Below are 20,210 nucleotides of genomic sequence, written 5' to 3'. Positions count from 1 at the left end.
CCTCCTAATCTTCTACAACGACATCGCCGGCAAGGATCCGTTCCTCCCGACCCTCGACGGTCCGAAGCAGCAAGGCGCCGATCTCGTCAATCCCGGTGACGACCCCTCGCACCATGCAATCGCCGACCGCCACCCTCACCTGCCGCCCCATGACGATGCTTCTGGAGAGCCAGGCCTCACGCAGGGGGCCGTATCCGGAGGAAAGATAACCGGTGTAGAGGCGATCGAGGGCTTCAAGAAACGACCGGATGAACCGGACCCGCTGGATCTCGTGGCCGGATTCGATGGCCAGCGAGCTGGCCGGGTAACGAAGATCGGCCGGAAACTGCTCGCGACGCATGTTGATGTTGACCCCAATGCCGAGAATGATGAAATCGACCCGCTCGGTTTCGGCGCTCATCTCGTTGAGGGTCCCGGCCACCTTGAAACCGTTGACCAGAACATCGTTGGGCCACTTGATGGCCGGGGTGAGCGCTGTTGTCAGCTCGATCGCCTCCGCCACCGCCACGGCTGACAGGAATGTCAGCTGCGAAGCATGGTGCGGCGGTATCGCGGGACGAAGAATGACGGAACCGTACAGATTCACTCCGTTTGGCGATTCCCAGGTACGGCCGAGACGCCCCTTGCCGCGGCTCTGGGAGTCGGCAATGACAACGGTCCCTTCCGCGGCCCCCTCATCGGCAAGCCGGAAGGCAACGGCATTGGTGGATTCCGTTTCGCGGAGGCAGACAAGGTGTGAGCCGATCCTCTCGACACGGAGTCCGGCGGAGATTTCAGCGGGGGTAAGAATATCCGGGGAGCCGACGAGGCGGTAACCCCGGGAAGGGACCGCTTCTATTTGATACCCGAGATTCCTGAGAGACCTGATATGCTTCCAGACTGCGGTGCGGGAGACGTTGAGGGCCTTGCTCAGGGTTTCACCGGAAACGATCCCGTCGTGAACCTGGCGAAAGATTTCGAGAATCCTTCGGTCTGACTCCCGGTTGCCATCCCCGGCAGAACGAATCGTTTCGCCGGTCACGCAACCTCCAGCAGCATCGATATATCCATGGCCCGGGCCGAGTGGGTAAGGGCGCCGACGCTGATGATGTCCACTTCCGTCCCGGCAATGTCGCGCACCGTCTCCAGATTCACCCCGCCGGACGCCTCCACGAGAGCGCGGCCGTCGATCAGTGCCACGGCCTCGCTCATGGTCTCCAGGTCCATGTTGTCGAGCATGATGATTTCCGCTCCGGCCGCCAGAGCCTCCTTCACCTCGGCGAGCGTCTCGGTCTCCACCTCGATCTTCATCGTGTGGGGAATGTAGGCTCGGGCGCGGCAGACCGCCTCGGTGATCCCGCCGGCGGCAGCAATATGGTTTTCCTTGATCAGGACCCCATCGTAAAGGCCGGTACGGTGATTGATCCCTCCCCCCACGCGCACCGCATACTTCTCCAGCACCCGGAGTCCGGGGGTCGTCTTGCGGGTGTCGACGATGCGTGCCTTGGTGCCGCGGACAGCCTCCACGAACCTCGCCGTCAGCGTGGCGGTGCCGCACATGCGCTGAACCAGGTTGAGGGCAACCCGTTCTCCCTGGAGCAGGAGAGAAGCATCGCCTTCGAGTTCCGCGATCAGGTCACCGGCCGAAAGGCGGGCCCCATCCTCGAACCGGGGGGTGAAGGAAATTGAGGGATCGAGGACGTGAAAAACGCGGGCCGCAACCTCGATACCCGCCAGGACCATCGGCTCCTTGGCCACGAGTCGGGCCCGGCCTGGGCGGCGCCCAGCAACGACCGCCAGGGTGGTTATGTCGCCGGTGTGTATATCCTCGCGGAGGGCCTCTTCGATGAGTTTATCAAGACCGATCATGGGGAGCTCCATATGCAGACAAATTCAGCCTTATATAGCACAGGTAGCGGTTCCCCGCAACCGCAAAGGGAGAGAGTTTACGCGACCTTTTGTTGACTTGCCCTCCCCTCTGGAATAAGATTGAGCGATTCTGAAGCGAAGGCTACGAAAGCAGAGCGCGTGAAAGACAAACCGAAAAACAAACGTTTCACCATAGTCCAGAAACTGATGGCAAGTTACGCTGCGATGCTTTTCTTCGTCACGGCATCCCTCGTCTACTCCATGATCGGCCTTTATTCCCTCAACCGAACGGCCAAGGATATCGCACGTTCCGACCTCTTCGCTATCAATACGGCCGGCAAACTCCGGGAACTGATGCTTGCCCAGGAGCGATTCGCCGGGAAATACGTCATCCTCAAGAGCGACGAATTCCTGGATCTGTACGGCAAGCGGCAGGGAGAGTTCCTCACCCTTCTCGGCGAAGTCGGCAGGCGGGACAACAACGGCAATTTCCGCGCCATCGTCCAGGCATACGAGCGTTACCGCAAGGAGATCGAGCGTGTCTTCCGCGCCGGCGGCAAGGACGAACTTCCCGCCAAGAGCGAGGCGGATGCAGTCATGAGTGCCATCGACGAGTTCTCCTCCTCACGCAGAAAACTCCTTGCGGACAAGCTTGCCGATGCAGACCAGCGCGAAGCGGATACCGTCAGATTCAGCCTCATCCTCTCGTTCTCGGGCATCATCCTCGCCCTCACGGTGGCCATGTTGACCGTCCATACCATCTCCACCGCCCTCAGGAAGCTGAAAAAGGGGATGCATCGTATCGCAGAGGGGGATTTCGGTTACGATCCGCAGATTCCACGGGGGGACGAAATCGGATCGCTTTCCGAAGATTTCATCCGGATGGGAAGAAAACTTCGTGAATTGGAGCAGATCAGCCTCGACGCAAGCCCCCTCACCCGACTTCCGGGCAACATTGCCATCGAGCGCGTGTTGAACAAGCGGCTTCAGACCAACGAGCCATTTGCCGTCTGTTACGCCGACCTCGACAATTTCAAGGCTTTTAATGACCGCTACGGCTACATAAAAGCCAGCGAAGTGATAAAATTGACTGCAGAACTGATTCACGAAACTGTCAAGGAGGTGGCGGGAGGAAACGCCTTCGTCGGCCACGTCGGCGGGGATGATTTCGTGATGGTTGTAGCCTCCGACATGGCAACCCCGGTCTGCGAAGAGGTCATTGCCCGATTCGACACCTTCATTCGTAAACATTACAGCAAGGAAGATCTTGCAAAAGGGGCGATCGAAGGGGTTGACCGATACGGCATCTCTCGAACCTTTCCCATCATGACCATATCGATCGCTGTTGTCGTCTCTGGGGGAGGAGACTACCGTTCCGCCGTCGACGTCGCCAAAACGGCGGCCGACATCAAGGATCTCCTGAAAAAATCGCCGGGCAGCACCTACCTGATCAATCGGAGGCAAACTCCCCGATGAAGACAGCTCGTCTCCTTCTTATCGCTGCCATGCTTGGCACCATGACCGCGTGCACCACCCTTCAGAAAACCATCGAACTGCAGCGGCAGCGCTCCCTCCAGGAAGAACGCCTCGAAACGGCCCGGACCTTGCTGCTGAAAGGCGACACCGACGGCGCTGTCAGACAGCTCAGGGCAGTGGTCGCGGCAAAAAAGATCAAGGGAGTAACCGACGAGGCCCTTTTCCGCCTTGCGCTCCTGACAATACCGGAAGATTTCGACCGTGAAGAGTTCACTCAGGCGGCGAATCTCCTGGAGCGTCTCCGCAAGGAATTCCCCTCCAGCATCTGGACCGCCCAGGCGGCCCCCCTTGCCAGCTTTCTGACGGAGTTCCCCAGCCGTCTCCAGGCATCAACCGAACTTCGCCGCCAGATCAAGTCACTCAAGGACGTGAACCTCTCCCTGACCCGTGAGAACAAGGAACTGCGCCTGAACATCGAGAAGCTAAAGATCCTCGACGTCGAGTTGGAGAAAAAGACCAAGCCGTAACGGACCGAGCCTCGACTGTCAACTTTTCCGACACTACCCCCCCTCTCTTTCGGCAATATTTTCCACTTTCTCCTGTCAGTCGTTCTCCCCCTGCTCTAAGCGCCAGTTTTTACTCGCACAATCCCCACACAAACTATGGCACGTTAATTGCTGCCAACACAAACCAATCACCGTATCGCCGTACATTTCCGGATAGATCAGGCGGACAGGGACCCAATGATCCAGCTAGCCAACAACCTTCGTCTTTTCGAAAAGAAATTTTCCATGCTCCAGGAGATTTCCACCGCCCTGGTGGTTACCGACAACATCAACGCGATAGCCAACCTGATGCTTGACCTTGCAGTGAATTACACCGAAGCGGAAAAGGGCTCGCTGATGCTCCTCAACGAGCGCGATGAGCTCACCATCCTGGCAGGCCGCGGAGTGGATCCGCTTTTTCAGAAGAGCTATCGTGCAAAGATAGGAGAAGGGATTGCGGGAGTGGTGGCGCTAAACCGGACCGCCGTTCTTGTGGAAGACATCGCAAATGAAGCCCAGTTCCACGGCATGACCCATGATCGTTATAAAACCAGGTCATTCATCTCCTGCCCCATCGTCAGCAAGAACAAACTGCTCGGCGTCCTCAACATCAACGACAAGCTCGACGGTTCTCCGTTCACCGAGGACGAATTTTCCCTGGTCAAGATCATCGCCAATCAGTCGGCCATCGCACTGGAAAATGCCATGCTGGTCAACCAGCTCCGTTACAAGGCGGCGGAGCTTGAGGGAATCAATCGGAAACTGATCGAGAGCGACATGGTCAAGACGGAGTTCATAACCAGGGTATCGCACGAACTGCGGACCCCCCTCAATTCCATCAAAGGTTCCGTCTATTACCTGCAGCAGTCGGAACGGCTCAGCCATCACGAACAGCTGGACTTCTACGACATCATTAGCGGCGAGACGGACAAACTGACTGCCATCGTCGAGAACCAGCTCGATTTCCTGCGTTTCGAAGACGAGACGATGATCATGAACAAGACCGTCGTGAGCCTCAGGGATCTCCTCAAAGAGGTAGTTGCGTCAAAGAGCCTTCAAATCCTTCTGTCACGCAAGGGTATAGCGGTAGAGGTGACGAGCGCAGATGACGTGCCGGACATTGTCGGGGACAGGATACGCGTCGTCCAGTTTTTCATGAACATGATCGAGGGACTCAGCCACTTCCTCGAACGGGGTGACACGATCACGGTCTCCGTCAGCGAGAACGATCAAGTCGACGTGGCAATCCGTCTACCCCGGAGACTTCCCGACAACATCCTCCCCTTCCTGTTCAGCTCGAATCATCTGTTCCAAAGCGATTATCCCGATGAAAAGCTGAAACTTTACCTCGCTCGTAAGGTTGTCGACCTCCACCGGTGGGACCTGACCACCGACAACGCGCCGTCCGGGATGACGGTCTCCCTTGCGATACCCAAGAGTGCACGCCAGAAAGCGAAAGCGGTCCTCACCACTACCATCGACATGTTTCTTGAGTTCATCGCCGAGGTTCTTGACCTGAATACCTGCTCGATAATGCTTTGCGACGAAATTTCCGGCGATCTCGTCATCAAGAGCGCCCGGGGCCTCGACGATTTTCTGATCAAACAGACACGGGTGAGGCCCGGAGAACGGATTGCCGGCTGGGTAGCGCTTGAAGGTAAACCCCTCTTCATCGACGATATCGAGACAGACCCACGCTTCGGCCGCAGAAGCATTCCCCAGTACACCACGAAATCTCTGATCTCCCTGCCGCTCAAGGCAGACGACAGGGTGATCGGGGTCTTGAACCTGAACAACAAACGATCTTCCGCCCCTTTTACCTCCCACGACTTCGACATCGCGTCGCGTCTGGGAGACCGACTCTCGTACTTCATCGAAAGGCTTCAGGCCGACGAACAACGCGAAGACGACTATCGGCACCTGGTGACCTCCCTCGACAGCCTCATTACGGCGGAGAAACGCTATCACAAGAAAGACCCGTTCCTTCCGGAGCTGACGGCCGAGATCGTCAGACGCCTCGGGATGAGCGAAGATGTGCGGAGGGACGCACTTTACGCCTCGATGATCTATGATCTGGGACTTGTGCTGCTGGGAGATGGGACGCTGAACAAGAAGGAGGCGCTCCTCCCTGCGGAGCGGAGCACCCTGAGAGTTCACCCCTTCACCACTTTGGGGCTCCTCGATTCGTTCGAATTCTCGGAAGAGGTAAAGCGCGGGATTCTGCACCACCACGAGCGATTCGACGGCAAGGGTTACCCGGACGGGCTCGCGGGAGAGGATATCCCGCTTGTTTCACGCGTACTTGCCGTCGTCGACTCCTACTGTGCCCTCACAAGCAACAGACCCTACCGTTCCGGGGTCCGCTCCGGGGAAGCCATAAAGCAACTGGAGAAAGGGGCCGGGACCTTCTACGATCCCCGCATCGTTGCCGTTCTCGCGACGATTATCAACGGACCTCGTAAGGAGGAAAAGGCCCCCGCACCCGTCAAGATCAAACGCTTACGCCGTGTTTCTTCAATAAGTCATAGAGGGTCGGCCTGCTGATTCCCAACTCCTCGGCCGCCTTTGCGATATTCCCCTTGTTGTTCGTGATCGCCCCCTGGATCATGTCCCGCTCTACCCGGTCCCGCGCCTCCCGCAGGGTCGTCGCTTCGGAATATGTCCCCCCCTTCACTGCCGCAGGCCGCCCGGCGAACCCGAGATCATCGGGCTCGATGACCGGCGAAGATGCCATCAATACCGCCCGCTGCACCTTGTTCTCCAACTCGCGCACGTTCCCCGGCCATGAATAGGCCGTCATGAATTCCCGCGCTGCCGGGCTGAACACCTTGATTCTCTTTTTATAATCATTCGCAAAGCGCTTGAGGAACAGGTTCGCGAGCAGCATCAGGTCATCGCCCCGTTTCCGCAGCGGAGGAAGCGTGATGGTCACGACCCCGATGCGGTAATAGAGGTCTTCGCGGAATGTCCCCTCTTCCATGGCCCGCGAGATGTCGATATTGGTAGCGGCAACAATCCGTGCGTCGACCGGGATGTTCTCCCTCCCCCCTAGCCGCTGGATCACTTTTTCCTGCAGGAACCGGAGCAGCTTCACCTGCAGACTCGGGGGAAGCTCACCGATCTCGTCGAGGAAAAGGGTCCCCCTGTGGGCATATTCCACCTTCCCCTGGATGCGGGTATGGGCCCCGGTGAAAGCACCCTTTTCATGTCCGAAGAGCTCCGACTCCAGGAGGTTCTCCGGAATGGCCCCGCAGTTTATCGGTATGAACGGACCGTTGCAGCGAAGGCTCACGGCGTGAATCGCCCGGGCCACCAGCTCCTTGCCGGTGCCGCTCTCGCCGAACACGAGGACCGAGATGTCCGAAGCCGCCACCTTCCGGATGGTGGAGAAGACAAGCTGCATCTCCGGACAATGGCCGATAATCCCCTTAATATCGCTTTCGCTCCCCTCCAGGGCATCCTGAAGCCGGCGATTCTCGTCTTCCAGCGTCTGGAGGTGAAATGCCCGCTTGACGATCACCTTCAGTTCGTTCAGGTCGATCGGTTTTTGATAGAAGTCGTAGGCCCCCATCTGAACCGCCCTGACGGCGTTCTCTTTCTCGTCGCTCCCCGTGATGACGATGACCTTCACTTCGGGGGCGATCTGGAGCATCTCCTCCAGACAGCGAAATCCCTCCTCAGAGCTCTCTTCCTGGGGAGGAAGACCGAGGTCGAGGGTTACGACCCGGGGGTTCTGTCTGCGAAAAACTTCAAGCGCCTCCCGGGCATCGGCCGCCATGATGAGGGAATATTCCTTCCCTATCCCCCATTTGAGCTGCTTGCGGATGTCTTCGTTGTCATCGACGATAAGCAATTTATCCATGGATATCCCCGCTCGTTATTAATCAGGTTGAAACTGCAGCCACACGGTGAAGGTCGTCCCCTCCCCGAGGAGACTCTCCACCTCGATCCGCCCGCCATGGGCTTCTACAATCTGCCTGCACTGATACAGGCCGATCCCGAGCCCTTTCTTCTTCGTGGTTCTGAACGGAGCAAAGAGATCCTTGCGCAGGAAATCCTCGGCAATACCGCATCCTTGGTCCGCGACCCGGATGAAGGGGCCGCTCCCCTCTCCCACCATCACCGTGACCGGACCGTTCCCCCCCGTCGCCTCCAGTGCATTGACGATCAGGTTTAGCACGACCTTCTGAATCTCTTCCCTGTCAACCGGGACTGATACGTGGTCGCCTGCAACGGCAACCTCCCCTCCTCCGGCAATCAGGTTCTTTACCTCGGCGACCAGCAGCAGCAGATCGACCGGCTCAGGTTTCAGGGAGAGCTTGTCCGGCAGGTTGCTCAGCTTTGAAATAAGAAGTTTCATCCGGCCGACCGTATTGGAGAGGGTGGCAAGCATATCGTCCTGGAACTCGGGATCCCCGATATGTTCCTCGGCATTGTCCACGGTGAGCGACAGGGTATAGACCAGATTCTTGAGATCATGGAGGATGAACGCCGAGATCTTCCCCATCACCTCCAATTCCTTGACCTGCAGAAGCTCATCAGCCAGCCGCAGGTTCTGCAGGGCTGAAGCGGCCTGGCGCCCCATGGTCTTCATAAGGTCGAAATCCTCGTAGAGGTATCTCTCCTCGGGATCGACGGGACGCCCCAGGGCGACAATCCCTTCGAGGGGACCGGTGCCGAGCAGCGGAATCAGGAAGATTACGCCCTCCCCGGTCAGCCCGGTCTCGATGGCGGGATCATTGAACCGCTTCTCTTCATCCCTGAGGTCCGCGACCCACGAACGCTCCTCCAGGGGACCGAGGACCGGCTCGTGGGCCCCAAGGAAGAGCTCGGGCCGGGACATCCCCACCCCGCTGGCCCAGCGAAAACCTCCCCCTTCCCCGGCCCGCACGAAGAGCGCACCGCATCCCATGGCGAAGATCTCGCAGTAGCCGAGGAGGACCGCCTCCATAAGCTCGCCGCCGGTCTTGGCAGCGGTCAGGCGATCGGTGAACTGAAGCCACTGGGTACGATAATCGTACTTGCTCTGGTAGAAGTTCTTGTGAAGAAAAACCTTGATCTTGCGCTTCGCCGTTTCAGACAGAAACAGCACCAGCAGGCCGATCCCGGCGACAAATGCCAGCGCCACCGCCAAGGCCCGCTGCCCCGACTCCCCGAAGTACTTGAGCCCCTCGCCGAGGAGCCCGAGCGCAATCAGGTAAACCCCCACCGCCACCAGGACCACCGACTTGTACGCCATGCTCCGCGAAACGGCAATTCTCACCCCCCCTCCCCGGACGAGGAGCGAGTAGAACATCATGGCAAGCGCCAGAGCGAACATGGCCGAACGAACAGGCATCAGATTCATGTTGATGGTTCGATAGAGCAGCGCCTGACTGTAATAGAAGACCAGCACCGACAGATAACTGACCGCACCGATGAAATCGAACTTGATCCGCCACCGGGACGCCAGCGACGCTCCGCGGTACGTTGCTTCGAGATTCACGAGGGCAATCACGAAGTAGATGAGCAGTCCCACGTAAAAGGAGAAACCGGCATTGGAAAGAAAAAGGACCCGCTCGGCGGAAAAATCGGGGGAATAGAAGAACGAAGCGGTCGGAAGCGCCGCGACAGCGGTGGGGAACGTCAGAGTGAACACAAGGAAGAGCCGCTGGGAAAGGGGGGCGAAACGCCTCCCCAGTTCCCGGGCGTGGGTGAGGCTGAAAAAGAGCCAGACCGCGGGCAGAAACGATTCAGCCACCAGGACGTAGCGCTTCCAGATGAAAGCCTCCGATGGAAAGAGAATCACCAGGAGATCGCACGCCTCCAGGGCAGCGGAACCAAGAACGGCGGCCAGGGCCGAATAGGTGGCAAACGACCGGCCGCTTCGCCAGACGGCGCAAACGCACCAGACCAACGCCAGAAAAATCGCGATCGTTGAGATAATAACCTGCACCATGGCCGGTTCCTGCCTTTACGCGGTCGGTTCAGAGCCTCCAGAACCTGATTCCCGTCGAGCAAACCGCGGCGGGATCGTAGATTCCCTTGACATCGACGAGTACGGGCGCCTCACCCATGAGCCTTTTCAGGTCGGCAACCTCCAGGGAGCGGAACTGCCGGTGCGCCACCGCGACAACCACTCCGGCGGCAGGCCTGAGCTCTTCAAACGGTACAGGCTTCACTCCGTACTCGTGCAGTGCCTCGTCGGGGTCGGCGAGGGGATCGTGGACCTGCACGTTGATTCCGTAATCCTGCAATTCGCGGATGATGTCGATCACCCGGGAGTTGCGCAGATCGGGGCAGTCCTCCTTGAAGGTGAGGCCTAGCACCGTCACCGTGCTACCGAGGATACAATGTCCCGCATGGACCATCTCCTTCACCGCCCGCTGGGCTACGAACTTCCCCATCCCGTCATTGATACGCCTGCCGGCGAGAATCACCTGGGGGATGTAACCGATCTTCTCCGCCTTGTGGGTGAGATAATAGGGATCGACTCCGATGCAGTGCCCTCCCACGAGCCCGGGCCTGAACTTGAGAAAATTCCATTTGGTTCCCGCCGCCTCGAGCACATCGTTCGTGTCGATGCCGAGCCGGTCGAAGATGAGCGCAAGTTCGTTCATGAGGGCGATGTTCAGGTCGCGCTGGGTGTTTTCGATCACCTTCGCCGCCTCCGCAACCTTGATGCTCGTGGCACGGAACACGCCGGCAGTCACCACCGACTCGTAGACCCGGGCCACCACGTCGAGAGTTTCCGCATCCTGGCCCGACACCACCTTCCTGATCTTCGTGAAGGTGTGCTCCCTGTCCCCCGGGTTGATCCGCTCGGGGCTGTAACCTACCGTGAAATCCCTGCCGCACTTGAGTCCCGAAACCCTCTCCAGGATGGGAACGCACTCCTCCTCGGTGACGCCGGGATACACCGTCGACTCGTACACCACGATATCGCCGGGCTTCAGCGCCCTGCCGACGGTCTCGGACGCCTTGAACATGAGGGTCAGGTCGGGCTGGTTCGCCTCGCTCACCGGCGTCGGCACCGCCACGATGTGGAAATCGGCCCCCCGCAAATCGTCGATGGAAGCGGTGTAGAGAATGTCCGCTTCTTTGAGATCCGCCGCTGACACCTCGCCGGTGCGGTCATTCCCTTCTCTGAGCTCCGCAATCCGGGTCGGATTGATGTCGAAGCCTATCGCCCTGCCGACCTTGCCGAAGGCCACGGCAACGGGAAGACCGACATAACCGAGACCGACGACCGCAACCATACGATCCAACGCCATAAAAATCCCCTTTAATTGAAATAGATGGAACACATTTGTCGATATATTTTACAACTCCTGCGGAAGATAGCAACAAAATGATCCGGCTCCACCAATCCGTCCGAGCATATGGACAAAAAAAGCCGTGCTCTCTTGTTGCACTGGAGCACGGCTCGGATATGAACGGCAGAACCTGTTAAAAAAGAAATTTTACCACGACAACGAACCTATTGACCGCTTCAAAATTGTCAGGATGTCATTGATATCAACAACACCATTGCCGGAGGGCTTTGCGTTAACGTCTAGCGGGTATACATCCGCATTGGTATTGCTGTTTGGATTGGCAGACATCATTTGTTTAAGAGCAATAATGGCATCAGCGACTGTAATTATGCCATCTCCGTTCATGTCTCCTTTAACGGTTCCGACACTTCCTATTTTGGGAGCCAGAGTAACCTGAACCTGGGCACTGGATACATTGCCAGATGCATCGTATGCCTTCGCTGTCAGGGTATAGGAGCCGTTCGCATATTTTGTCGTATCCCAGCTGATATCGAAGGGGGCTGATCCATATGTCGCGAACAGAGTTCCGTTCAAATACAGCTCCACCTTGGAAACGCCGATATTATCTGTCGCCGCTATACTGACCGTCGTCATGCCGCTGACAGCGGAACCGTTCGCAGGAGATGTTATGGTAGTTACAGGAGGCGTGGTGTCATTGGCAACGGTCACGGAAACGATGGATGATTGCCCCACGTTGCCGGCGGCATCGTATGCCTTGGCCAAGAGGGTGTGGGTGCCCACCGCAAGGGTTGATGTGTTTAGGCTCACACTATACGGAGTGGCGGTATCGGTCCCCGCAAGATTGCCGTCGACATACAGCTCGACTTTCGTAACGCCCACGTTGTCATTGGCGTTTATCGCGACTGACGTCGTGCCGGAAATGGTGGAATTTGCTCCGGGAGAAGTAATGGTGACGGTGGGTGGAACTGCCTCCGCAACGCTCACAACGTTGGAATAAGAGCTTTCCACGCCCGATGCGTTATAGGCAGTAACCGCAAAATAATACGATCGGCTGGGGTCGAGTCCGGTCAGGGTGGCAGATGTCACATTCCTGGTATCTACCGGTGATGTTCCCTGGACAGCTCCGGCTCCATTGAAGGGAGTGCCCGACGAGTCGACATTGTAGTAAACTTTGTACCCCGTTACGGAACCGTCCGATACCGGATTCCATTGAAGCGTCACATCTCTGGCAAAGCTGGCCGTAACGGTGAGGATGCATGCAATAATGGTAAACAGAAAAATATCGTAATTTCGTTTCTTCATAATCTGGCTCCTTTACATCTCGTCAATCAGGTCTTTTCTCTTGATCGCTTACGACAACGCCTTGCAAGCAAAAAAAAAGAAACAGCCCTCCCGCAGTCACTATGGACAAATGGAGGGACCTGTTTCTCGTCGACCCGGCTATCCTGATTTCCCAGCATCAGGACCCGCAGCTTTGTGCCCCCAGGTTACCCTGGGTTTACCTCTTCGGAAACAGCAATACTGTCACTTATGATGCATTTATCGTTGAACAAGCTCCTTTGGTGTGTGATTCATGTCACATAAATCAGATTATTAGCCGGCAATAAAAAAAGCCGGGGCCTCAATACCTTTTGTGGCATTTCGGCAACCCGGCTGTCTCAGTGAGACCCTGTAGGCTTTCCGCCCCACCCTCGCGGATGGTTGAGTATTATCGTCTACCGCTGCTTATTTCATTCTTGTGAAAAAACTAGCGGCATTTTCTACTTGATAACATCCACGATGTCAACTCAAAATTCAATACACTCACTATTATCAAGGTTTAAAGACCACATCTACCCAGTAATTGGAGCTGTTCCAGCCCTGGTTGGGGAAGTTGCTGGTGTTGCCATAGGCGTACACGCCATTGACACCGGAAACCCCGTCGGCCAGGGCGTGGAGCGGCGCATTGTCCCTACCTTTACCAGAGAAGTAATACTGATCGTCACTGTAGTGGCCCGCGTTGGTGTGGTAGGAAGCCACGTAGACCGTGTTGGCGCTAATGGCCACCGGAGTTGAGAAGTTTACCTGCTGCCACCCGGAGGCAGTCTCGTTGGTGAAGGTAGCAGTGGCCAGCTTGGTGCCGGTGCTCGTCCAGAGGTTGGCCACATGGGTACCGGTGTTGGTGCTCGCCTTGTAGAAGCGGATGCCGGTAATATAGCCGCTTACGTCGGAGCGGAATTTGACCCCCAGCTCCACGGGGCTGTCAGGCCCACTGTCCACTACCCCAGGAACCACGGAGCTGGACCAGAGGGAAACAGTCGAGGGAATGGTAGCGTTGCTTACCGTGACCGATACTGCTGACGACTGCCCCACATTGTTAGCGGCGTCATAGGCCTTGGCGGTGAGGGTGTAGGCGCCGTCGGCAACCGCGGTCGTGTTCCAGCTGAAGGTATAGGGAGCGGCGGCGTCGGTTCCCTGCAGTGCCCCGTTCACGTAGAACTCCACCTTGGCTACCCCGACGTTGTCGCTGGCGCTCACGGTGACCGATGCGGTCCCGCTGACCTTGGCGTTGCTGGCCGGAGCGGTCACAGAGACGGTCGGTTTCGTGGTATCTGCCGCAACATTGTTCACCGTCACCGAAACATTTGTCGACTGCCCTACGTTCCCTGCTGCGTCATAGGCCTTGGCAGTGAGGGTGTAGGCACCATTTGCCACTGCCGTCGTATTCCAGTTGAAAGTGTAGGGTAAGGCGGTGCTAGTGGCCTGCAGTGTTCCGTTTACGTAGAACTCCACCTTGGCTACCCCGATATTATCGCTGGCGTAAGCGGAGACAGCAGAGGTGCCGCTGACCGTGGTGCTGGCCACCGGCGAGGTGATTAAGACGACAGGTAGCGTGGTGTCATTATTAACCGTGACGGAGACTATTGAGGATTGCCCCACATTGCCCGCCGCGTCGTACGCCTTGGCGGTGAGGGTGTAGGCGCCGTTTGCCACGCTGGTCGTGTTCCAGCTGAAGGTATAGGGAGCGGCGGTGTCGGTGGCTTTCAGTGCCCCGTTCACGTAGAACTCCACCTTGGCTACCCCGACGTTGTCGGTGGCAGATGCGGTAATGGTCTGGGATCCGCTTACCGTTGCACTGTTGGCCGGAGCGGTGATCGCAACCGTGGGTGCCGTGGTGTCAGAGGCCGGCGCCAGGGTATAGGTCACCACGAGTTTCGGCCTCTGGTTGGTGTCGGCGGCCTCGCTGGAGGCGAAGGTACGGTAGCTGTCCGCCGTGGCCTTGTTCGAGGAGTCCAGCAGCAGACCCCGGTTGTTCCCCGGGTTCGCCACCCAGCCCTTGACGATGTTCGTCACGTTCCAGCTCTTGTACCCGAGGGTCGCGTCGACAAGCGGGGTATCGACGGCGGCGGCGATGTCGGACTGTGCCAGGGGGATGCCACCGTAGGGGATGCTGCTCGCCGTCCAGGCGTTGGTCCCATCGTAGGTATAGCCGGTGGTTTTAGAGATGACCGGGGTCTTGTTGATCACCTCGGACACCGGCATCGCGTACGAGCTGTCGCCGCCGCTCCCCGTCTGGTAGAGGTAGAGGGTGGCGCTCTGGATCTGGGCGCTGGCCGGCAGGGCCGAGAGGTCCCACTTCATCAGGATCGCGTTGGCCGGGGTGTTCGCCGGCCAGGTGTAGGTGTTGAGGGCCGTATTTGCCGCGTTGATGTCGCTGTTGATGTTGATGAAGGTATCTTCGATCGTGTTGGGGTTGGTTGCGCCGAAGCTGTTGCCGAAAATGGCAGTGGTGCTCCCCGACGGTGGCGGCGTTGTCGCATTGTTGACGGTGACGCTTGCATTGGCCGACTGACCGACGTTGCCGGCTGCATCGTAGGCCTTGGCGCTCAGGGTATAGCTGCCGTTGGCAACCGCTGTCGTGTTCCAACTGAAAGTGTAGGGGGATGCGGTATCAGTGGCTTGCAATGCGCCGTTTACGTAGAGCTCGACCTTGGTCACCCCGACGTTGTCGCTGGCGCTGGCGGAAATTGACGCGGTCCCGCTGACGGTGGCGTTGTTGGCCGGAGCGGTCACGGAAACGGTCGGTTTGGTGGTATCCGCCACGATATTGTTGACCGTCACCGGTATACTTGCGGATTGCCCCACGTTGCCGGCGTTGTCGTACGCCTTCGCAGTCAGAGTGTAAGCACCGTTTGTTAGCGCAGTCGTATTCCAGCTGTAGCTGTACGGGGCAACGTTTGTCGCGCTCAATAGCGCTCCGTTTACGTAAAACTCGACCTTGGTCACCCCGACGTTGTCGCTGGCGCTGGCGGTCAAGGTCGTCGTTCCGCCCACCGTGGCGCCGCTGCCGGGTGCCGTCAGGGATACCGTGGGTGCGGTTTTGTCATTCACGACCGTTACGGATACGTTGCTCGACTGCCCAACGTTGCCGGCCGCATCGTACGCCTTGGTCATCAGTGTATATGCCCCGGATGTGAGCGTAGTGGTGTTCCACGAATATACGTACGGCGTCGACGTGTCGGTGGCGGCGAGGGCACCGTTCACATAGAACTCTACTTTCGTCACCCCGACATTGTCGGTGGCGCTGGCGGTGACCGAAACCGTTCCACTTGCCGAGGTACTTGAGGCGGGAGATGTGATCGAAACCGTGGGCGCGACCGCTTCAAGGACGTTGGCGACGTTGGAATAAGAGCTCTCCGTTCCCGAGGCGTTGTAGGCGGTAACCGCAAAATAGTAGGACCGGTTGGGGTCAAGTCCGTTCAAGGTGGCACTTGTCACCTTCTTGGCATCTACCGGTGCCGGACCTTGGACCGCTCCTGTCCCCTTGAAAGGTGTGACTGCAGAGTCGGCATTGTAATAGACTTTGTAACCTGCCACGGAGGGGTCCGTACTGGCATTCCACTGCAAGGTCACGTCTCTTGCATGGCTGACAGAAACACTAGCAATACCGAGTAACCAAGTAAATAGTAGTGTTTTGAAAATTCGGGGTTTCATAAACTGGCTCCTTTGGATGTTTGGTTGTGATTGCCTTTTTCTTTGATCGCTTCGACACGCTTCGCGAGCAAAAAAAAAGAAACAGCCCTCCGTCGTACAACAGACCAATGGAGGAACCTGTTTCTCGCCAACCCGGCTATCCCAATTTCCCAGGCATCAGGACCCGTAGCTTTGTGCCCCCAGGTTACCCTGGGTTTACCCCTTCGGAAACAGCACTGCTTTCTCTTTTGATGTACCTATCGCTTAAAACGCTCCTTTAGTCTGTGATTCATATCACTAGAACCTTGTTTCATATCCCGGAATAAAGAAAGCCGGGGCCTCAACACCTGGTAATCAGGGCATTTCGGCAACCCGGCTGTCTCAGTGAGACCCTGTAGGCTTTCCGCCCCATCCTCACGGATGGTTGAGTATTATCGTATACCAATTGTTTTTATTGCTGAATTTGCTCAGAGCAAAAACACGCGCTACCTTCTACCCGACATCATTACTTAAGTCAATAAAAAAATGTATGCTGTATACCGAACGACACCATACTTCTGTCTGAATTCCAGACAGATCAACCCTTCACACACAATCGGTAACAGCCGCGTGTCACTCCAGATACACCATGTAGGAAGAGTCCCTTTTCTTTGAAAGCTCATATGTTATATTTTTAAAATTACAAATGAATTCCAAAGTGAGCAAACACCTGTGAAGAGCTCTATTCATTCAAGACTCAAGGTTATCCACTTTATCTCCGGAGATCTCTGGGCCGGCGCCGAAACCATGGCGTGCAACCTGCTCAGACGTCTGAAGGAGTATGACGACCTGGATCTTTCCGTCGTTCTCCTCAACGAAGGAAGGCTCGCGGGGGAATTGCGGGCCGGCGGCCTGGCCGTCCACGTTATTGATGAAAGTCTGCATTCCTTTCGGGAGATACTTCGAGAAACGCGAAGGCTCATCGGCAGCAATACCCCGGATATCATCCACTCCCACCGCTACAAGGAAAACCTCCTCGCACTCCTGATCTCCGGATGCTCTCGCGGCATAAGGCTGGTTTCCACCCAGCACGGGCTCCCCGAATTCCACGAAAAGAAGCCGGGCATCACCCAGCGGCTCATAACCCGGACAAACTTCCTGGCGCTTTCCCGTTTTTTCACCACGGTGGCCGTCTCGCAGGACATGCGCAACGCCCTGATCGGCCGCTTCGGATTCCGGAACGATAAGGTCGAGGTCATACACAACGGCATAGAGTTACCCCCCTACCCCTCTGCTTCCGGGGGAAAAGCCGGGCCATTCGTGATCGGCTCATCGGGCCGCCTCTTCCCGGTCAAGGATTACCCGCTCATGGTCGAGATCGCGCGAACTGTCGCCGCCGGCGGCCCAGAGGACATCCGGTTCGAACTGGCGGGGAATGGCCCCGGCATGCCCGCCCTCCAGACCCTCGTCCAGAGCCATGGGCTCAGCGCAGGCTTTATCCTCAAAGGACACCAGGACGATATGGGCAGTTTCTATCGTGGGCTTGACCTCTACCTTAACACCTCCGTCCACGAAGGTATTCCCATGACCATTCTCGAAGCTTTGGCCCACGGGCTTCCCGTGATCGCTCCCGCGGTTGGGGGGATAGTCGAGATCATCGACGACAGGGCGGAGGGCTTCCTGATCGGCAGCCGCGAGCCAAGTGATTTTGCCGAAAAATGCCTGTATTTGAGGAACAACCCTGAAAAACGGATGGGGATGGCGCGGGCCGCCAGAGAGAAGGCTGAACGGTGCTTTTCCGCGGAGAAGATGGCTGAGGGGTATTACCGGCTTTACCTGCGGGAAACCCGGAAAATGGTTTCGAATCAAGTCCTTAGTGGATAAGACAGGAGCTTTTATGGAATATATTTTCGCCGCATCCCTTTTTCTGGTCTTCCACGCCTACTTCGGTTATCCGTTGACCCTCCGCCTCCTTCGCTACTTCAGGAGGAAAACGGTGACAAAGGCCCCCTTCGAACCGCCCGCAACCCTGATCATAACCGCCTGCAACGAAGAACGCAGGATCAGGGACAAGCTCGAGAACACTATCGTCCTAGACTACCCCCGGGAAAGACTGCAGGTGCTGGTTGCCTCCGACGGCTCCACCGACAACACCAACGACGTTGTTCGGAGTTATGCCCACCACGGCATCGAGCTTCTCGCCTTTCCGGAACGCCGGGGCAAGGAGAGTGCGCAAAAAGACGCGGTGCTCCACGCCACCGGCGAAGTGATCGTGTTCTCCGACGTGGCCACCTTCATCGAGCCCCATGGGCTCAAAGAGATCATCGCCAACTTCGCCGATCCATCGGTGGGGTGCGTGAGCAGCGTCGACCGGGTCATCGGCCGCGACGGGAAGCCCTGCGGCGAGGGGTTTTACGTCAGGTACGAAATGTGGCTGCGGGATCTGGAGTCGCAGGTGAACTCGCTGGTTGGCCTCAGTGGGTCTTTTTTTGCCGCGCGCAGGGAGGTATGTCGCGATTTCTCCGGGGAGATGCAGAGTGACTTCAGGACGGTCTTGAACAGCATGAGGCTGGGACTGCGGGGTGTAAGCGATTCCGACACCATCGGCTATTACCAAGACATCTCCGACAGCAAACGCGAATTTGATCGCAAAGTACGTACCGTCCTCAGGGGGTTGACGGTCTTTTTCCGCAACCTCGAATTTCTTAATCCTTTACGGTACGGCCTTTTTTCCTACCAGTATTTCTGCCACAAGCTGCTCCGGTGGCTGGTGCCCCTCTTCCTGCTTGCCGCCTTGGCGGCTAATGCGGCGTTAAGCCTGGATTCCGTCGGGTACTCGGTGCTCCTGCTTTTGCACCTTGCCTTTTACGGTACCGCCGTCGGTGGGTGGTTGGCAAAGTCGCCCCCATCCCATGCCGTGTTGAAGATTCCCCTGTATTTCGTTACGGTCAACGCAGCCATTCTTGTTGCGTGGTGGCGCTACATCGGGGGCAAGAGGATGGTTATGTGGGCACCGTCGGAGAGATGAAAAAAGGCAGGGCCGATTATCGCCCTGCCTCCCTTGTCGATGACAAACTGAAACAACCTACGTTTTCCTCCTGAAAATGCGCATCCCTGCCATCCCCGCAATGCCGGTTCCCAGCAGCAGCAAAGTGGCAGGCTCAGGGACCGGTGCCGAGGCCGTGACCCAGGCACCATACGTCGAAAGCGAAGTGCTGTCAGAGATGAACAGCGAATCTAGCCTCTCCACATTGACACCATTGTAGCCGGGAAACGGGACGTAATAAACACCACCATAATGCATTCCGGGATTTAAGGCCAAATCATACCGACCACTCCAAACTGGAACTGGGGTATCCTGCTGCTTGGTGGGATTGAACAGGTTTAGATAAGCCTGATTCGGCCCGGCCAACAGGCCCACCATTTCTGCGAAACTGGCCAGGTGCCAGTTGGTAATGCCGAAATAGGCCGAGTCGTCGTAATCGGTTTGAATCGTGGCCAATTGTTGCTGATAGGTCTGGTTCGAAAATGCCGTCAGGTCCCAGGCCCAGTACTGGTTATTTACGTCATCGTAAATGACATGGCCGCTCGAATTGTTGATGTCGATCAGTATTGCCCTGGCAATGCCTGTGGTCAACAAAAGCAATGCAGCAGTGGCGATCAGGGTCGTTGGCTTTTTCATAAATGGACTCCTCTGCATGCTGGTTCAAAAAGTCGTTATTGCCAATTTCCCAATACATATCATATGCCAGAAATCAACCATTTATTTTAGCGTGCGTTTTAACTCGCCGTGCTGTCAAACCATCGAAGTTCGCGTAAAATATTCCGACAAAAATATCGGATTAGTTGACAGGGTAAACGTCTTACAAACGTTAGAGAACTGTTACAAAATATGTGTTCATAATCATATCAGCGTCTTGCAAACTTTCAAGCACGTTGTATAGCTTTCAACGGGCCTCGCGAATAGTTGCCCTCTCGAAGCCTGAACTGCCTTCATGCTGCCGCCGGACGGTCATCAGTGTCACGCACCGAACTGCTTTCCCTGCGAAATCTAACGAGAACATTGACTTTATTATTTTATTGGGGTATAAGCGGATAAGTTCTTTGCTGGAAATAGCTGGTACACGATAATACTAAACCATTCGCGAGAATG

The 20,210-nt window shown here is 56.9% G+C and carries 13 protein-coding genes and 4 riboswitches; of the genes, 5 read left to right on the top strand and 8 right to left on the bottom strand.

The genetic code is table 11. The annotated features are described in order from the left end of the window. Positions 1-4: 4 nt before the first annotated feature. A complete protein-coding gene (locus M6689_RS15015) occupies positions 5-1,021 on the bottom strand; it encodes a biotin--[acetyl-CoA-carboxylase] ligase (RefSeq protein ID WP_298273285.1) in 1,017 nt (338 codons plus the stop codon). Next, entirely contained in the window at positions 1,018-1,848 is an 831-nt protein-coding gene (gene nadC / locus M6689_RS15010; protein WP_298273283.1) for a carboxylating nicotinate-nucleotide diphosphorylase, read from the bottom strand. The genes M6689_RS15015 and nadC overlap by 4 nt, the downstream gene beginning before the upstream one ends. A gap of 207 nt (positions 1,849-2,055) precedes the next feature. On the opposite strand from nadC, the gene M6689_RS15005 reads away from it, so the two are divergent. The 3 genes from M6689_RS15005 (at position 2,056) to M6689_RS14995 (ending at position 6,413) form a co-directional block, all read left to right on the top strand. Next, positions 2,056-3,324 carry a diguanylate cyclase gene (locus tag M6689_RS15005; RefSeq protein ID WP_298273281.1) on the top strand — a complete coding sequence of 423 codons (1,269 nt, stop codon included), beginning with the start codon at positions 2,056-2,058 and terminating at the stop codon, positions 3,322-3,324. Next, positions 3,321-3,851, top strand: a complete 531-nt coding sequence (locus M6689_RS15000) for a tetratricopeptide repeat protein (protein ID WP_298273279.1) — start codon at positions 3,321-3,323, stop codon at positions 3,849-3,851. Before M6689_RS15005 ends, M6689_RS15000 begins: the two co-directional genes overlap by 4 nt. Before the next feature lie 264 nt (positions 3,852-4,115). Beyond that, positions 4,116-6,413 carry an HD domain-containing phosphohydrolase gene (locus tag M6689_RS14995; protein ID WP_298273277.1) on the top strand — a complete coding sequence of 766 codons (2,298 nt, stop codon included), beginning with the start codon at positions 4,116-4,118 and terminating at the stop codon, positions 6,411-6,413. Here the strand turns inward: M6689_RS14995 and prsR are convergent. The 5 genes from prsR to M6689_RS14970 form a co-directional block, all read right to left on the bottom strand. Further along, positions 6,361-7,731 carry a PEP-CTERM-box response regulator transcription factor gene (prsR, locus tag M6689_RS14990; protein WP_298273275.1) on the bottom strand — a complete coding sequence of 457 codons (1,371 nt, stop codon included), beginning with the start codon at positions 7,729-7,731 and terminating at the stop codon, positions 6,361-6,363. The two genes, M6689_RS14995 and prsR, sit on opposite strands and share 53 nt — an antisense overlap. A gap of 18 nt (positions 7,732-7,749) precedes the next feature. Then, positions 7,750-9,807: an XrtA/PEP-CTERM system histidine kinase PrsK gene (gene prsK, locus M6689_RS14985; RefSeq protein ID WP_298273274.1), complete on the bottom strand. Its 2,058-nt coding sequence runs from the start codon at positions 9,805-9,807 to the stop codon at positions 7,750-7,752. Between the two features lie 28 nt (positions 9,808-9,835). Next, entirely contained in the window at positions 9,836-11,122 is a 1,287-nt protein-coding gene (locus M6689_RS14980; RefSeq protein ID WP_298273272.1) for a nucleotide sugar dehydrogenase, read from the bottom strand. A 189-nt stretch (positions 11,123-11,311) separates the two neighbouring features. Next, the gene (locus tag M6689_RS14975) at positions 11,312-12,427 is read right to left on the bottom strand and encodes an Ig-like domain-containing protein (RefSeq protein WP_298273270.1); all 1,116 of its coding nucleotides are present in this window, start codon (positions 12,425-12,427) and stop codon (positions 11,312-11,314) included. A gap of 125 nt (positions 12,428-12,552) precedes the next feature. Further along, positions 12,553-12,638: riboswitch (cyclic di-GMP riboswitch) on the bottom strand. A gap of 127 nt (positions 12,639-12,765) precedes the next feature. Beyond that, positions 12,766-12,842: riboswitch (cyclic di-GMP riboswitch) on the bottom strand. Between the two features lie 95 nt (positions 12,843-12,937). Next, on the bottom strand, positions 12,938-16,099 hold the full coding sequence (locus M6689_RS14970) for an Ig-like domain-containing protein (protein WP_298273268.1): 3,162 nt from the start codon (positions 16,097-16,099) through the stop codon (positions 12,938-12,940). Positions 16,100-16,222: 123 nt separating this feature from the next. Then, positions 16,223-16,309, bottom strand: a riboswitch (cyclic di-GMP riboswitch). 132 nt (positions 16,310-16,441) lie between these two features. Beyond that, positions 16,442-16,518, bottom strand: a riboswitch (cyclic di-GMP riboswitch). Between the two features lie 271 nt (positions 16,519-16,789). On the opposite strand from M6689_RS14970, the gene M6689_RS14965 reads away from it, so the two are divergent. Both M6689_RS14965 and M6689_RS14960 read left to right on the top strand, forming a co-directional pair. Beyond that, entirely contained in the window at positions 16,790-17,941 is a 1,152-nt protein-coding gene (locus M6689_RS14965) for a glycosyltransferase (RefSeq protein ID WP_298273267.1), read from the top strand. A gap of 13 nt (positions 17,942-17,954) precedes the next feature. Next, complete coding sequence (locus tag M6689_RS14960; RefSeq protein WP_298273265.1) at positions 17,955-19,085, top strand: glycosyltransferase family 2 protein; 1,131 nt, start codon at positions 17,955-17,957, stop codon at positions 19,083-19,085. A 57-nt stretch (positions 19,086-19,142) separates the two neighbouring features. On the opposite strand, the gene M6689_RS14955 is transcribed toward M6689_RS14960, so the two are convergent. After that, on the bottom strand, positions 19,143-19,739 hold the full coding sequence (locus M6689_RS14955) for a PEP-CTERM sorting domain-containing protein (RefSeq protein ID WP_298273264.1): 597 nt from the start codon (positions 19,737-19,739) through the stop codon (positions 19,143-19,145). Positions 19,740-20,210 lie beyond the last annotated feature (471 nt).

Source organism: Geobacter sp. (genome assembly GCF_027327745.1).
GTDB lineage: Bacteria > Desulfobacterota > Desulfuromonadia > Geobacterales > Geobacteraceae > Geobacter.
The sequence above is the reverse complement of the archived record's forward strand: the minus strand, read 5'-3'. Positions and strand labels throughout refer to the sequence as shown.